Raw genomic sequence first — 15,026 nt, forward strand, 5'->3', positions numbered from 1 at the left:
TACCGATATTGCCATGCGCCCCGTTCTTTGCCGTCAATTATTTCTATCGTTTGTATCGGCCAACGAAAATCAGATAGTCGTTCAACCTGTTTATGACGCCAATTTTTTCCACTAATTTCTGTTTTACGTCTTCCGATAGCCAGCGGCGACGGATATCGCTCACTCAGGAAAGTAATGATTTCTTCCTCTGATAAACTGTCCAAAAAAGGTAATTATAAAAAATTCACTTAAATCAAATACAATAAAATACAACTCAACATCTGATCCAGCTACCGTCGAAAAATCAGGAAGCCCGTGTCATAGCGAACTTTTTCTGCTGATCCGGGCTCCCCATGCCTTGCCACACGAGGGAAGAGTATCCTGAGCATGGCAGCTCTCACAAAAGAGGGCTGCGGTTTATTTATCGGCGAGGCTGGCAGATAAGAATAGCTATTTTGATATCAGCCACTGCCCGTCATATTCTTCTCACCAACATCTAATTTATATGATGGTGCTTTTCCTTTAGTACATTCAGGACAAAAGGCAGCGAATTACGCAATGATGGGTTAACGGTTCCGCTATGATCCAACCCTTGATAAACATGAACCTCCGCCTGTGTCCCTGCCTGTTTTACCGCTCTGGCAAAACGTTCCTGCATCATGGTAGGGACATTCACATCAACACTACCCATCCCAATAAAGACCGGATGGTCAATCCTGAGCGTCGGGTAAATCATAGCGTCAATACTGGTTTCAAGCAGTGACTCAACGGCTGGTTTCAGCGAATTCCCGGCATTGAGTCCTTGCTCCATCACCTGCTCTGTTAGTGCCGTGATGCACAAATGATTAGCCTGTTCGAGTACCGGTAGCGCCTTATCCTGGAAATAATCAGAGGATTTTAACTCCGGATGCAGATCCGCTGCCGACAAAAAGATATAGAACAGATAAGGAATTTTTGGATCGCCCCCCTGCACCGCTTTACCATCAACGGAATGCAGAATATCGCTCGCCTTCGTGCCTTTGGAAAAATAGGGTGTACCTGTGAGTATCGTTGCGCGGATATTAAGGTCAGGCGCGTACTGTGGCTGATACCCTGCCGCTGAAAACGCCGCATGTGCCCCCTGAGATTGCCCCACAAGAATAATTTCGTTCTTCAATGGAAATTCTTTGAGAGACTCGCGAACGCCATCGAGAATGCTCCAGGCTTCTCCTCTGGCATTAAGATAATGGTGTAATCCGCTGGAGCCCAGTCCTGGATAATCGGGCGCCACAATAGCAAAACCCAGTGACAGCCAGGTATTAAGATACTGTTTATCCCGAACGCTGCGCACATTTAATGAAGGGGCGCAGGCATTAGCCACACCAACGGTTCCGTGGGCCCACACGACAACAGGCCATCCCCCTTCCGGAGTTGAACCGAATGGAATAAACACCGCAGCGGTATCAGTGCGAATCGTCTTCCCATCCACTCCACTGACTGATTTATAATGCAGCAAATACTGCTGAGCCGCTTCGCTTAACCCATGATCTGCCGCCAGAACAGAGACAATATCGGATTTAGCAGTCGTTTTCTGTTCCGCCATCGCAGGTAAAGAACTCATGGCAAAAAACATTAATGCAGATGTAGCGGAAGCCAGATATTTCGAGAGTGAATGATTCATAACGTCCTGTTCCTGTTAATCACTAGTGCTTGAGCGCTTTAGTGTAAATGCCGAAAGCTTAATATTAGCTTAATGAAACTGGCGATCCTGATTTCAACCTGTTGATCATGGCGGATCGCCAGTAACGACCAATAACGTTGTAATCCTGTCGCTCAAAACTCCCTGAGCACTACCGTTTAAAAGGACGGATTCTCCGTCCATTGTCATTTGCACATATCGCGCAGAAAAAATACTTTCTATCCAGTGCCCTACAGGCGATAAATGCCCCCGCAACACAACCAGGATAACAACAATTTTAACACCAGCAGCATTACCACCGTATGCCAGCCCAGACCATCGCTGGTAGCCAACTGCATCGGACCTTTACCGTTGCCGGGAAGCTGGGGACAATAAAATGATAAAGCCCGGAGGTTAAATATTGAGTATTAATAGCGCATTGAATAAAACTCGCCAGGGAATAGAAATCATTATTTTTTCTAATGAATGAAGATGAAAAATTTAGAAAAAAACCTTTTATATCTGATATGAAGAGATTAAATTCATTACTTTATCTTGGTCAAAATGACTCACCTTAGAAAATTTCAATCGTGATCTGTCGCACAAATCGCTAATCTCCGCGCCATCATCCGGGAGATCTTCTATGCTGCTTCATATTCTTTATCTTATCGGTATTACGGCAGAGGCTATGACTGGCGCTCTGGCAGCCGGGCGCCGCCGCATGGACACCTTTGGCGTCATCATTATTGCTACCGCCACCGCGCTGGGCGGCGGCTCAGTCCGGGATATCCTGCTGGGCCACTACCCTCTGGGCTGGGTAAAGCATCCGGAATACGTCATTATCGTTGCCGTCGCGGCAGTGTTAACGACCATTGCTGCGCCGGTCATGCCCCATCTGCGCCGTCTGTTCCTGGTCCTGGATGCCCTGGGTCTGGTGGTGTTCTCCATTATCGGCGCGCAAATCGCGCTGGATATGGGAGAAGGGCCGGTGATCGCCTCCATCGCCGCAGTGATTACCGGCGTATTTGGCGGCGTACTGCGGGACATGTTCTGTAAGCGCATCCCGTTGGTTTTCCAGAAGGAGCTGTATGCCGGCATTTCGTTTGCGGCCGCTATTCTCTATATTGCCCTGCAGCATTACGTCAGTAGCCACGATGTGGTGGTTGTCTCCACCTTGCTGTTTGGCTTTACCGCTCGCCTGCTGGCACTGCGCTGGAAGCTGGGGCTGCCCGTCTTTCACTACAACCATAACGCCCACTGATCCCCTCAAAACCCGGGTATATGTTGCCCGCTGAGCCACTGCGCCAGCGCGGCAACATCCGGGTGCCGGAGAAAGGCAACCAGCCGTCTCGCTCTCCCGGCCCCCATGCCCGGCAGACGCTGCCACTGTTCCTCGGTACGTTCTTGTAGCTGCTGCCAGTTTTCCCCCGCCAGGCCAGCAAGCGCCACCCGGGGTATCGGTACGCCAATCGCCTGGATCCAGCGCAAAAAAGGCCGCTCGCGCGCCAGATTAAACTGGTGCCACAGCCGCTGCCCTCGCCCGGAGGTTATCCCCGGAATCTCCTGCAACTGCGCTGGCGTTAATGCCAGCCACGAGAACAGGTGATCCAGCGGCCGCGCATCTTGTAGCGTGCGCCACACTGACTCGCCCACGCCATCAAGATTCAGAATCGGTTTTGACGACAGCCAGATAAGCCGTGAGAGAAACTGCGCATCACACCCCGGCGTGACGAAATAGCAGGTCAGCGGGGTAAACCGTTCCGGGGGAGGCTGCGGTTTCGTACGCTGCGCCGACCGCCACACTACGCTGTCGAGGCGCGGAATGCCCTGACCGGCCAGACTGATTTGTAGCTGATCGCCGAGGCCAATATCCAGGCGCCTCCAGCGGGAAACCGACCCGATACTGACTTGCTTAACCCGCTTGTCGTCGAGGCGCTGCGGATCCAGCAGAGCAACGACGGAAATTTTGCCGCTGCGCCCGACCCGAAAGTGGATGCCGCGCACCTCCATTAACCGCGACGCCGGCGGATATTTCCATGCAACGACCCATTCACCCTGCCCAGGCGACCACAATCGCCCGGCAGGCTCCTGACTACGGCGGACGACCACGCCATCGGTAGCAAAAGGCAGAGGCGAGGTTAGCCAGCGCTCTCGCCACTGTGCCACCTGCTGCACATCCGTAACAGGCTGGGTAAAATATGCGCTGTGGATAAATCCACTCTTGCGCAACAGGGCCAGTCGCTGGCCCATGTCCTGAGGGCCATCTGGCCATGCCCAGATAAAAATCCCCAACTCCGCGAGCTGCGCCGGGGTATCGAGGCGCAGCAGAGCACCAGCCACTTTCGCCCGGGCATTCATTCCTCCCATCTGCTTCTGCACATGCCCGTCGCGCTGCAGGAAAAGCTCCCCCTGCAGCACGCTGTTCGCCAGTTCCCCCTCCGTTACCTTAGGCACTGCGGGAATCTGCTGTACCTTTGCGGTCCACGCCTCCCCGGCTCGCCCATCTCCCCGACTAATGGCCTGTACCAGCCGCCCGCGACGATACACCAGCGTCACGGCGACACCGTCCACCTTCGGCTGCACCCAGAGATCCTTTTTACCGTGCATCCACCGCGCAACATCCGATTTATCGGCCAGTTTACGCACGCCGGTATGGGCGACCGGATGCCTGACCTCTCCGCTTGCAGGCGGCACATCATCGCTATCTGCGGGCGATACCAGCGAAAAACAGCGCCGCCACTGCATGAGTCGCGCCGAAAGCTGGTCGTATACCTCATCACTGACCCCGCTACTTCCCTGTCGCCAGTACGCATTGTTCCAGGCAGTCACCTGTTGGTTCAGACGATATACCTCCTGAATGGCCTGCGCCTGCGGCCATTCAGGACAGGCAGCCTGCCCGTATCCAGCCACCGCCCACGTGCCAATCACCCAGACCCATTTATGCATGACTCCACCTCCTGTTTACCCACGAACATTCTGCAGGAAGGCGGTTTTTTTCGGCGACGACGGATTTATCACGCTGCGATCGGGCTTCCGGACTTTGTCTGTCTTCTGCGCATTACACGACGAAATCAGGGAAACGGCTGGCAAAATGAAAGAAACAGAAGCAAAAAGTGTGACAGGGACTGCGTCACGGTGCGGCGCCGTGTATAATAGGCTCGTATGTAGTATCTCTTTCGACAATCACATACAAAAGACTCTCATGGCTCAAGGCACGCTTTATATTGTTTCCGCCCCAAGTGGCGCGGGTAAATCCAGCCTGATTCAGGCTTTATTGAAAACCCAACCGCTGTACGACACCCAGGTCTCTGTTTCACATACCACGCGCGCGCCGCGTCCGGGTGAAGTGCACGGCGAACACTATTTCTTTGTTAATCACGACGATTTCAGAGCGATGATTAGCAGAGACGCATTCCTTGAGCACGCGGAAGTTTTTGGCAACTATTACGGCACCTCGCGCGAAACCATCGCGCAGGTACTGGCAACCGGCGTCGATGTCTTCCTCGATATCGACTGGCAGGGCGCTCAGCAAATCCGTCAAAAAATGCCTGGCGCGCGCAGTATCTTTATTCTGCCGCCGTCAAAAGATGAGCTTGACCGTCGCCTGCGTGGCCGCGGCCAGGACAGCGAAGAGGTGATCGCAAAACGTATGGCTCAGGCTGTTGCAGAAATGAGCCATTACGCGGAATATGATTACCTTATTGTGAATGATGATTTTGATACCGCGCTGAGCGATCTGAAAAACATTATTCGCGCCGAACGTCTGCGCATGAGCCGCCAAAAGCAGCGACATGGCGCTTTAATCACCAAACTGTTGGCAGACTGAACCCACATTCAGTATCATGCCCAGTCATTTCTTCATCTGTGGAGCATTTTAAGTATGGCACGCGTAACTGTTCAGGACGCTGTAGAGAAAATTGGTAACCGTTTTGACCTGGTACTGGTCGCCGCGCGTCGCGCTCGTCAGATGCAGGTTGGCGGAAAAGATCCGCTGGTAGCGGAAGAAAACGATAAAACTACCGTTATTGCGCTGCGCGAAATCGAAGAAGGTCTGATCAACAACCAGATCCTCGACGTTCGCGATCGTCAAGAACAGCAAGAGCAGGAAGCCGCTGAATTACAAGCCGTTACCGCTATTGCTGAAGGCCGTCGTTAATCACGCAGTGGGTAGCCCTTGTATCTGTTTGAAAGCCTGAATCAGCTGATTCAAAATTACCTGCCGGAAGAGCAAATTAAGCGTCTTCGGCAGGCATATCTCGTTGCACGTGACGCTCACGAGGGCCAGACACGTTCAAGCGGCGAACCCTATATCACGCACCCGGTAGCGGTAGCCTGCATTCTGGCCGAGATGAAACTCGACCATGAAACGCTGATGGCTGCGCTACTGCATGACGTGATTGAAGATACCCCTGCCACCTACCAGGATATGGAGCAGCTCTTTGGCAAAAGCGTTGCTGAGCTGGTAGAGGGGGTATCGAAGCTTGATAAGCTCAACTTCCGCGATAAGAAAGAGGCGCAGGCCGAAAACTTTCGCAAAATGATTATGGCGATGGTGCAGGATATCCGCGTCATCCTGATCAAACTTGCCGACCGCACGCACAACATGCGCACGCTGGGCTCGCTTCGCCCGGATAAACGCCGCCGCATTGCCCGCGAAACGCTGGAGATCTACAGCCCGCTGGCCCACCGTTTAGGTATTCACCACATCAAAACCGAGCTCGAAGAGCTGGGCTTTGAAGCGCTGTATCCTAACCGCTATCGCGTCATCAAAGAAGTCGTCAAAGCGGCGCGCGGCAACCGTAAAGAGATGATTCAAAAGATCCTCTCTGAAATCGAAGGACGTTTACAGGAAGCGGGAATCCCCTGTCGCGTCAGCGGTCGCGAGAAGCATCTGTACTCCATCTACTGCAAGATGGTGCTGAAAGAGCAGCGTTTTCACTCGATTATGGATATCTACGCCTTTCGCGTGATTGTGCAGGATTCTGACACCTGCTACCGCGTGCTTGGCCAGATGCACAGCCTTTACAAGCCTCGTCCTGGCCGGATGAAAGATTACATCGCCATTCCCAAGGCGAACGGTTATCAATCTTTGCACACCTCGATGATCGGCCCGCACGGCGTCCCGGTTGAAGTACAAATTCGTACCGAAGACATGGACCAGATGGCGGAAATGGGGGTTGCGGCGCACTGGGCCTATAAAGAGCACGGCGGCGAAAGCAGCACCACCGCGCAAATCCGCGCCCAGCGCTGGATGCAGAGCCTGCTGGAGTTGCAGCAAAGCGCAGGCAGTTCGTTTGAATTTATCGAGAGCGTCAAATCCGATCTGTTCCCGGATGAGATTTACGTTTTCACCCCGGAAGGGCGTATTGTCGAACTCCCCGCTGGCGCCACGCCGGTGGACTTCGCCTACGCGGTGCATACCGATATCGGCCATGCCTGCGTCGGCGCGCGCGTCGACCGCCAGCCGTACCCCTTGTCGCAGTCGCTTTCCAGCGGCCAGACGGTGGAAATCATCACCGCGCCGGGCGCACGTCCGAATGCCGCGTGGCTGAACTTTGTCGTCAGCTCAAAAGCGCGCGCCAAAATTCGCCAGCTGTTGAAAAACCTTAAGCGCGATGACTCCGTCAGCCTGGGCCGCCGTCTGCTCAACCATGCCCTCGGCGGCAGCCGTAAACTGGCTGAAATCCCGCAGGAGAGCATTCAGCGCGAACTGGAACGCATGAAGCTGGCCAGCCTTGACGATCTGCTGGCGGAAATTGGCCTCGGCAACGCAATGAGCGTCGTGGTAGCCAAAAACCTGCAACAAGGCGAAACCGTCGCCGCCACGACGCAAGGCGCCTCTTCAGGTCACGGTCATCTGCCGATTAAGGGCGCTGACGGCGTTCTGATTACCTTTGCGAAGTGCTGCCGTCCGATTCCCGGCGACCCGATTATCGCCCACGTCAGCCCCGGCAAGGGCCTGGTCATTCACCATGAGTCCTGCCGTAACATTCGTGGCTATCAGAAAGAGCCAGAGAAGTTTATGGCCGTCGAGTGGGATAAAGAGACCGCCCAGGAATTTATCACCGAAATTAAGGTGGATATGTTTAACCACCAGGGTGCGCTGGCGAACCTCACCGCGGCCATTAATACCGCCTCTTCCAATATTCAGAATCTGACTACCGAAGAAAAAGATGGTCGCGTGTACAGCGCGTTTATCCGCCTGACGGCGCGCGATCGCGTGCATCTGGCGAATATTATGCGCAAAATTCGCGTTATGCCGGATGTCATAAAAGTCACCCGTAACCGAAACTAGCTCTGTGCACGAAATCATTCGCGTTTTGCGCCGCACGGGTACCGGCCCAGAAGGGCCGGGCAGTCACGCGGCCAGCGAATGAATTACCCGGCTCGTACAGGAGTAGGTAACCGGGGGTAATGAGTACGGCTAACGCCGAGGCAATTTGAAGGATGACGTGTTTATGAATCCACAGCGTTATGCGCGTATCTGCGAGATGCTCGCCAGGCGCCAGCCTGACCTGACGGTCTGCATGGAGCAGGTCCATAAACCTCATAACGTCTCTGCGGTGATTCGTACCGCAGACGCCGTTGGCGTGCACGAAGTCCACGCCATCTGGCCCAGTAACCACATGCGCACGATGGTCTCTGCCGCCGCTGGCAGTAACAGCTGGGTTCAGGTGAGAACCCACCGCTCGATTGGCGATGCCGTCAGCCATTTAAAGGGCCAGGGCATGCAGATCCTGGCTACCCATCTCTCTGATAAAGCCGTCGATTTCCGTGAAATCGACTATACCCGCCCTACCTGCATCCTGATGGGACAGGAAAAAACCGGTATTACTCAGGAAGCGCTGGCGCTGGCCGATCGGGAGATCATCATTCCGATGACTGGCATGGTGCAGTCGCTGAATGTCTCCGTCGCCTCGGCTCTGATTCTGTATGAAGCCCAGCGCCAGCGGCAAAATGCGGGGATGTATCAGCGTGAGAACAGCATGCTGCCGCAAGAAGAGCAGCAGCGCCTGCTGTTTGAAGGCGGGTACCCGGTACTGGCCAGAGTGGCAAAACAAAAAGGTCTGCCTTACCCCTACGTGAATGCGCAGGGCGAAGTCGAAGCCGATGACGCATGGTGGGCAACCATGCAGGCTTCCGGTTCCGCTCACAGCAGCTCGCGCGACAACCGCGCAGGCGCTGGCCAGACAAGACGCAGTCTGAAGGATGAAGGGTAAATGTCCGGTCGCCTGTTAGACGCGGTCCCGCTCAATTCGCTCACCGGCGTTGGGGCGGCACAAAGCAACAAACTGGCGAAAATCGGCCTGCATACCGTGCAGGATCTCCTTCTGCACCTGCCGCTACGCTATGAGGACCGCACCCATCTTTATCAGATAGGCGATCTGCTACCGGGCGTTTACGCCACCGTTGAAGGTGAAGTTCTCAGTAGCAACATCACCTTCGGCGGCCGCCGAATGATGACCTGCCAGATCAGCGACGGCTCCGGTATTCTCACCATGCGCTTTTTCAACTTCAATGCCGCCATGAAAAACAGCCTGGCGACCGGCCGGCGCGTGCTGGCCTACGGAGAAGCCAAACGGGGAAAATACGGGGCGGAGATGATTCACCCGGAATACCGCGTACAGGGTGACATGAGCACACCCGACCTACAGGAAACGCTGACGCCGGTTTATCCCACCACCGAAGGCATCAAGCAGGCGACACTGCGCAAGCTCACCGATCAGGCGCTGGAATTACTGGATACCTGTGCCATCGCCGAGCTGTTGCCGCCCGAACTGGCGCAGGGAATGATGAGCCTGCCGGAGGCGCTACGCACATTACACCGCCCGCCGCCATCGCTGCAGCTCAGCGATCTGGAAAGCGGCAAGCATCCGGCGCAACAGCGCTTAATTCTGGAAGAACTGCTGGCGCATAACCTGAGCATGCTGGCGCTGCGCGCTGGCGCCCAGCGTTATCATGCCCTGGCGCTCAGCGCGAACGACACATTCAAAAACCAGCTGCTGGCCTCCCTGCCCTTTAAGCCGACCGGCGCACAACAGCGAGTCACCGCCGAAATTGAACGCGATATGGCGCTCGATGTGCCGATGATGCGTCTGGTGCAGGGCGACGTCGGCTCAGGTAAAACGCTGGTTGCCGCCCTCGCAGCGCTGCGGGCTATTGCTCACGGCAAGCAGGTGGCGCTGATGGCGCCGACCGAACTGCTGGCGGAGCAACACGCCAATAACTTCCGTCAGTGGTTCGCGCCGCTGGGCATCGAAGTGGGCTGGCTGGCCGGCAAACAGAAAGGGAAAGCCCGCCAGGCGCAGCAGGAGGCCATCGCCAGCGGTCAGGTACAGATGATAGTCGGTACCCACGCCATTTTTCAGGAACAGGTGCAGTTCAACGGCCTGGCGCTGGTGATTATTGATGAGCAGCACCGCTTCGGCGTCCACCAGCGTCTGGCGCTATGGGAAAAAGGCCAGCAGCAGGGCTTCCATCCCCATCAGCTGATCATGACCGCTACCCCGATCCCCCGAACCCTGGCAATGACCGCTTACGCCGACCTTGATACCTCGGTTATCGATGAACTGCCGCCGGGGCGGACGCCGGTCACTACGGTGGCCATCCCCGATACTCGCCGCCACGATATTATTGATAGGGTGCGCAACGCCTGTACTCAGGAAGGGCGCCAGGCCTACTGGGTCTGTACCCTGATTGAAGAGTCCGAGCTGCTGGAGGCGCAGGCGGCAGAAGCGACATGGGAAGAGCTTAAGCTCGCGCTGCCGGAGCTGAATATCGGCCTGGTGCATGGTCGGATGAAACCGGCAGATAAGCAGGCGGTTATGCAGGCCTTTAAGCAGGGCGAACTGCACCTGCTGATCGCCACCACGGTGATTGAAGTTGGGGTAGACGTACCGAATGCCAGCCTGATGATTATCGAAAACCCGGAACGCCTGGGGCTGGCGCAGCTGCACCAGCTCAGAGGACGCGTCGGGCGCGGCGCGGTCGCATCCCACTGCGTACTGCTCTATAAGTCGCCGCTGTCAAAAACGGCGCAGAAACGCCTGCAGGTTCTGCGCGACAGCAACGACGGTTTCGTCATTGCCCAGAAAGACCTGGAAATCCGCGGCCCCGGCGAGCTGCTCGGCACCCGACAAACCGGCACCGCCGAGTTTAAAGTCGCCGATCTGCTGCGCGATCAGGCCATGATCCCGGACGTTCAGCGCATCGCTCGCCATATTCACGAACGTTATTCTCAGCAGGCCCAGGCGCTTATTGAACGCTGGATGCCGGAAACCGAACGCTATTCCAACGCCTAGCACCCGATCTGCCCCGCTGGGTCAGACCCGGACGCTTCGCGCAATTTATCTTCACAACGAGTGGATTATGAAACGAGAACTGGCCATCGAATTTTCCCGTGTCACCGAGGCCGCCGCGCTGGCGGGCTATAAGTGGCTGGGCCGCGGTGATAAAAATACTGCCGACGGCGCCGCCGTCAACGCCATGCGTATTATGCTCAACCTGATTAATATCGATGGCACCATCGTGATTGGCGAAGGTGAAATCGATGAAGCGCCGATGCTGTATATCGGTGAGAAGGTCGGCACCGGCAACGGTGATGCGGTGGATATCGCCGTTGACCCAATCGAAGGAACGCGCATGACGGCCATGGGCCAGGCCAATGCGCTGGCGGTGATGGCAGTCGGCGATAAAGGCTGCTTCCTGAACGCGCCGGACATGTACATGGAAAAACTGATTGTCGGCCCAGGGGCAAAAGGGGCGATTGACCTCAATCTGCCGCTGGCGGAGAACCTGCGTAATATCGCTGCGGCGCTGAATAAACCGCTGGCCGAGCTGACCGTCACCATTCTGGCCAAACCGCGTCATGATGCGGTGATTGCCGAACTCCAGCGGGCGGGCGTTCGCGTCTTCGCCATTCCGGATGGCGATGTAGCGGCGTCGATTCTGACCTGCATGCCGGACAGCGAGGTCGATGTGCTGTACGGCATCGGCGGCGCGCCGGAAGGGGTGGTTTCTGCCGCCGTTATTCGCGCTCTGGACGGCGACATGCAGGGTCGCCTGCTGGCTCGCCACGATGTCAAAGGCGATAGCGCAGAAAACCGTCGTATCGGCGAGAACGAGCTGGCGCGCTGCAAAGAGATGGGCATCGAGGCGGGCAAAGTGCTGCGCCTGGACGAAATGGCCCGCAGCGATAATGTGGTGTTCTCCGCAACCGGTATCACCAAAGGCGATCTGCTGGATGGCATTACCCGTAAAGGCAATATGGCCACCACCGAAACGCTGCTGATTCGCGGTAAATCCCGTACCATTCGCCGCATTCAGTCCATTCATTATCTCGACCGTAAAGACCCGGATATTCAGCTGCATATTCTGTGATTGTTCGCTGGCGCCAGGCCCATGGACGGGCCGAAAACGGATGCCGTCAGCGCACAGGCAATTGAAGTATGACGGGAATATTTGATCAATAGAGCTTTTCGTCGCCGTCAGGCTGGAAATCTTTGCCGCGTACAACGAAGATAGAGCAACGCTTTGCGCAACGGGAGAAGATGATGGCGGACTGGGTTAACGGTAAAGTGAAAAAAATAGAGTTCTGGACCGACACGCTGTTCAGTCTGTACGTCCACGCGCCTGTTCACCCGTTTACCGCCGGGCAATTTACCAAGCTCGGGCTGGAAATTGACGGTGAGCGCGTTCAGCGCGCCTATTCCTACGTTAACGCTCCGGGCAATTCCGATCTGGAGTTCTATCTGGTCACCGTCCCGGACGGTAAGCTCAGCCCGCGCCTTGCGGCGCTCAAACCGGGCGATGACGTTCAGCTGGTCAGCGAAGCCGCAGGCTTTTTCGTCCTCGAAGAGGTGCCGGACTGCGAAACCTTATGGATGCTGGCGACCGGCACCGCGCTCGGCCCGTATCTGTCCATTCTGCAGGAAGGTAAAGACCTCGCGCGCTTCAAAAACCTGGTGCTGATCCACGCCGTGCGCTATGAGGCCGATTTAAGCTACCTGCCGCTGATGCGCGAATTAGAACAGCGCTACGGCGGAAAACTGCGCATCCAGACCGTCGTGAGCCGCGAAACCGCCCCTGGTTCGCTGACCGGGCGGATTCCGTTTCTTATCGAAACCGGCGCCCTCGAGGAGGCCGTTGGCCTGCCGATGAACACCGATAACAGCCACGTGATGCTGTGTGGAAACCCGCAGATGGTGCGTGATACCCAGCAGTTGTTGAAAGAAACCCGGCAGATGACCAAACATCTGCGTCGCCGTCCGGGCCACATGACCGCCGAGCAATACTGGTAATCAGGACTCCGCCTTCCAGCGAACGTCCTGCGTATCTTTACCAAATTTATTCTCGCCCTGGGTGCCGACAAACGCGCCCAGGTCGATGAACATCATGACGATAATCAGCGTTGGCACAAACCGCCCGACCACCCATTGCCAGGCGCCCGGCAGCACCGACCAGTTCCCCGCCAGCAGCATCCACGCCAGAATCATCAGCAGCGCCCAGAGCCCCGATTTGCCGCGATCGTGCAGGCGTTTGATCGTCACCGCCGCCGTCGGCCACAGCAGACACACCAGGATAAATGCGGCAGTCTGCACATTGAGCAAGCTGGTGCCGGCCAGGGTAAAGAGCGCGCTCATGGCGAGGATCCAGATGGCTATCCAGATCCAAAAATCACGGCGCCCGATACGTCCCTTAATTGAGAACATCCACTGCTGTAGGGTCATGTTTTATTCCTTATCATCATCATTCGCGTAGTTTACCCTGAAGCCGTCAGTTTTTGACAAGCGCGACGGTTCCCGTTTTAATCGTCTGCAGGCAAAAAAAGGAAAGACCGGCATGAAGACGTGGATGACTGTATGTTTGATTGGGCTAACGGCCTTATCCGTCGGCCCGAAGGCGTTGTCCGCAGTATCCGAATCCTCCGCCACGGCCTCTTATCTGCTGGCGGGCGCCCCAACCTTTGATATGTCAATCAGCGACTTTCGGGAAAAATTCAATGCGGAGAATCCTAAGCTTCAGCTGAATGAGTTTCGCGCCATTACCTCCAGCCGCGACAGGGAAAATCTGACGCGAGCGGCGAGCAAAATTAATGAAAACCTCTACGCCTCCACGGCGCTGGAGCGCGGTACCCTCAAAATAAAATCGATGCAGGTGACCTGGCTGCCGATTCAGGGGCCCGAACAGAAGGCGGCTAAGGCCAAAGCGCAGGAGTATATGAGCGCCGTGTTACGCATGTTCGTGCCCACCTTAAGCGGGGCTCAGAGCCAGCAAAAACTGCAGAAAATGCTCGCCGCCGGCAAGGGAAAGCGTTACTTCGCTGAAACGGAAGGGGCGATACGTTATGTTGTCGCAGACAACGGTGAAAAAGGACTGACCTTCGCTGTTGAACCGATTAAGCTGGCGCTATCTGAAACGCTGGAGAGCAATAATAAATGACAAAAAGCAAAGCCTTTCCAACGATGAATCTCTATACTGTTTCACAGACCATGCTACCCTGACGGGTGGCTATATTCCTTAATTCGCTTAACGTAGCGTGGAGAATTAAAATGCGACATCCTTTAGTGATGGGTAACTGGAAACTGAACGGCAGCCGCCATATGGTAAACGAACTGGTTGCTAACCTGCGTACCGAACTGGCTGGCGTTTCTGGCTGTGCCGTTGCAATTGCTCCGCCAGAAATGTACATCGATCTGGCTAAGCATGCGGCAGAAGGTAGCCACATTCACCTGGGCGCGCAGAACGTTGACCTGAACCTGTCCGGCGCATTCACCGGTGAAACCTCTGCTCAAATGCTGAAAGATGTCGGTGCTGAATACATCATCATCGGTCACTCTGAGCGTCGTACTTACCACAACGAGTCTGACGAGTTCATCGCTAAGAAATTCGCGGTGCTGAAAGAACAGGGTCTGATTCCGGTTCTGTGCATCGGCGAAACTGAAGCAGAAAACGAAGCGGGCAAAACGGAAGAAGTGTGCGCACGTCAGATCGACGCCGTTCTGAAAACTCAGGGCGCTGCGGCATTCGAAGGCGTGGTTATCGCTTACGAACCTGTCTGGGCAATCGGCACCGGCAAATCAGCCACTCCGGCACAGGCTCAGGCCGTGCACAAATTCATTCGCGATCACATTGCGAAAGCAGACGCGAAAGTCGCTGAACAGGTCATCATTCAGTACGGCGGTTCCGTTAACGCTTCTAACGCCGCAGAACTGTTCACCCAGCCGGACATCGACGGCGCGCTGGTTGGCGGCGCTTCCCTGAAAGCAGACGCTTTCGCGGTAATCGTTAAAGCAGCTGAAGCAGCGAAAAAAGCATAATCTGCTTTAACCCCCAGCCTCCCGGTAGCATCGCGCTTAACCGGGGCGACGGGGTAACGAAGGCCCGGACA

At 55.7% G+C, this 15,026-nt stretch carries 13 protein-coding genes and 1 pseudogene; 10 read left to right on the forward strand and 4 right to left on the reverse strand.

The window, feature by feature from the left end:
- Window positions 1-475 precede the first annotated feature (475 nt).
- Both FNY10_RS24075 and FNY10_RS27100 read right to left on the reverse strand, forming a co-directional pair.
- Window positions 476-1,639, reverse strand: a complete 1,164-nt coding sequence (locus FNY10_RS24075) for a lipase family protein (RefSeq protein WP_100682888.1) — start codon at window positions 1,637-1,639, stop codon at window positions 476-478.
- A 264-nt stretch (window positions 1,640-1,903) separates the two neighbouring features.
- Window positions 1,904-2,049 (reverse strand): annotated as a pseudogene (locus FNY10_RS27100) (chloride channel protein); the annotation flags it as partial.
- A 230-nt stretch (window positions 2,050-2,279) separates the two neighbouring features.
- Here FNY10_RS27100 and FNY10_RS24080 point away from each other — a divergent pair.
- Window positions 2,280-2,897 (forward strand): trimeric intracellular cation channel family protein, encoded by a 618-nt coding sequence (locus FNY10_RS24080; RefSeq protein WP_100682887.1) that lies wholly within the window; start codon window positions 2,280-2,282, stop codon window positions 2,895-2,897.
- A gap of 5 nt (window positions 2,898-2,902) precedes the next feature.
- Here the strand turns inward: FNY10_RS24080 and ligB are convergent, their stop codons facing one another.
- The gene (ligB, locus tag FNY10_RS24085) at window positions 2,903-4,582 is read right to left on the reverse strand and encodes an NAD-dependent DNA ligase LigB (RefSeq protein WP_141963028.1); all 1,680 of its coding nucleotides are present in this window, start codon (window positions 4,580-4,582) and stop codon (window positions 2,903-2,905) included.
- Between the two features lie 256 nt (window positions 4,583-4,838).
- Between ligB and gmk the strand changes: the two genes are divergently transcribed.
- From gmk to fpr, 7 genes are all read left to right on the forward strand, one after another.
- On the forward strand, window positions 4,839-5,462 hold the full coding sequence (gene gmk, locus FNY10_RS24090; RefSeq protein ID WP_141963026.1) for a guanylate kinase: 624 nt from the start codon (window positions 4,839-4,841) through the stop codon (window positions 5,460-5,462).
- 54 nt (window positions 5,463-5,516) lie between these two features.
- Window positions 5,517-5,792 carry a DNA-directed RNA polymerase subunit omega gene (gene rpoZ / locus FNY10_RS24095; RefSeq protein WP_006817787.1) on the forward strand — a complete coding sequence of 92 codons (276 nt, stop codon included), beginning with the start codon at window positions 5,517-5,519 and terminating at the stop codon, window positions 5,790-5,792.
- 18 nt (window positions 5,793-5,810) lie between these two features.
- Window positions 5,811-7,931, forward strand: coding sequence for a bifunctional GTP diphosphokinase/guanosine-3',5'-bis pyrophosphate 3'-pyrophosphohydrolase (gene spoT, locus FNY10_RS24100; RefSeq protein ID WP_100682885.1), 2,121 nt, complete (start codon window positions 5,811-5,813; stop codon window positions 7,929-7,931).
- Window positions 7,932-8,094: 163 nt separating this feature from the next.
- Window positions 8,095-8,856: a tRNA (guanosine(18)-2'-O)-methyltransferase TrmH gene (trmH, locus tag FNY10_RS24105; protein ID WP_131049312.1), complete on the forward strand. Its 762-nt coding sequence runs from the start codon at window positions 8,095-8,097 to the stop codon at window positions 8,854-8,856.
- Complete coding sequence (gene recG, locus FNY10_RS24110) at window positions 8,857-10,938, forward strand: ATP-dependent DNA helicase RecG (protein WP_100682883.1); 2,082 nt, start codon at window positions 8,857-8,859, stop codon at window positions 10,936-10,938. It abuts the gene before it with no gap.
- 67 nt (window positions 10,939-11,005) lie between these two features.
- The gene (gene glpX / locus FNY10_RS24115; protein WP_100682882.1) at window positions 11,006-12,016 is read left to right on the forward strand and encodes a class II fructose-bisphosphatase; all 1,011 of its coding nucleotides are present in this window, start codon (window positions 11,006-11,008) and stop codon (window positions 12,014-12,016) included.
- A 173-nt stretch (window positions 12,017-12,189) separates the two neighbouring features.
- Window positions 12,190-12,936: a ferredoxin--NADP(+) reductase gene (gene fpr, locus FNY10_RS24120; protein WP_142255826.1), complete on the forward strand. Its 747-nt coding sequence runs from the start codon at window positions 12,190-12,192 to the stop codon at window positions 12,934-12,936.
- On the opposite strand, the gene FNY10_RS24125 is transcribed toward fpr, so the two are convergent.
- Window positions 12,937-13,365, reverse strand: coding sequence for a DUF805 domain-containing protein (locus FNY10_RS24125; protein WP_100682880.1), 429 nt, complete (start codon window positions 13,363-13,365; stop codon window positions 12,937-12,939).
- A gap of 112 nt (window positions 13,366-13,477) precedes the next feature.
- Here FNY10_RS24125 and FNY10_RS24130 point away from each other — a divergent pair, with 112 nt between their 5' ends.
- The gene (locus FNY10_RS24130) at window positions 13,478-14,077 is read left to right on the forward strand and encodes a DUF1454 family protein (protein WP_100682879.1); all 600 of its coding nucleotides are present in this window, start codon (window positions 13,478-13,480) and stop codon (window positions 14,075-14,077) included.
- 110 nt (window positions 14,078-14,187) lie between these two features.
- Window positions 14,188-14,955 (forward strand): triose-phosphate isomerase, encoded by a 768-nt coding sequence (gene tpiA, locus FNY10_RS24135; protein WP_015585511.1) that lies wholly within the window; start codon window positions 14,188-14,190, stop codon window positions 14,953-14,955.
- Window positions 14,956-15,026: the final 71 nt, after the last annotated feature.

The sequence above is a fragment of the Klebsiella sp. Lac1 genome (genome assembly GCF_009825425.1).
Lineage (GTDB): Bacteria > Pseudomonadota > Gammaproteobacteria > Enterobacterales > Enterobacteriaceae > Klebsiella > Klebsiella electrica.